1 protein-coding gene is annotated in these 800 nt (G+C 38.6%); it reads left to right on the top strand.

What is annotated here, in order from left to right:
* The first annotated feature begins 5 nt into the window (after positions 1-5).
* The gene (locus ACFINA_RS09675; protein WP_375615529.1) at positions 6-689 is read left to right on the top strand and encodes a hypothetical protein; all 684 of its coding nucleotides are present in this window, start codon (positions 6-8) and stop codon (positions 687-689) included.
* The last annotated feature ends 111 nt before the right edge of the window (positions 690-800 follow it).

Here is an 800-nt window from a genome sequence, read left to right on the forward strand (position 1 = left end):
CAAAAATCTCTGACACTGCGAAAATTGGTAATAATGCTTATGTAAGGGGCTTTGTTTATGGCAAGGCAAAAATATTAGGTTCTGCTCGTATTGATTGGGCTGCTCATGTTTACGATAATGCCGTCGTTTCTGATAATGCAAAAATACGTAATTACGCCATTATTGCTAGGGAAGCTAAAGTTTATGGGAATGCCGTGGTTTGTGATAAGGCATGGGTTGTTGGTAAAGATGCTAGCATTTATGACAATGCAAAAATTAGTAACAATGCTAGGGTCTGTGGCTATGTTTATGGCAATGCCATGGTTTGTGATAATGCTAATGTTTCTCCTAATGCACATATTTACGATAACGCCCGTGTATATGAAAATGCTCATGTGAGTGGCTTTGTTTATGGGAATTCCCATGTTTATGGTAAATCACGCATTTATGGGGGGGCGTGTATTTATGGCAATGGCCATGTCTGTTGTAATGCTTGGATTAAGAGTTTTGCAAGTATTTTTGATGATGCAAAGGTTTCTGGCTCGGCTCGGGTGGGGTCCTTTGCAAGAATTTATGAAAATGCAAAGGTCTATGGTAAATCCAATATTGATCATGATGTACAAATCTATGGTAATGCCGTGGTTAATAGCCGTGAAAAAATTACGAATGATATCTGTGATGATAATCAGTCTATAAAAGACGCTGCGTAAATAATGCGCGGGCGCGGCGGGGGCGCCCCTCTTTAAAAATCTCATTCTAAAATTTAATCTTCTTATAAAGGAATTGTGCTATGCAAAAAAAGTTTGCACTCACAAATGAAA

Origin of the sequence: Bartonella sp. AC10YNML (genome assembly GCF_042196825.1) — a bacterium.
Classification (GTDB): Bacteria; Pseudomonadota; Alphaproteobacteria; order Rhizobiales; family Rhizobiaceae; genus Bartonella.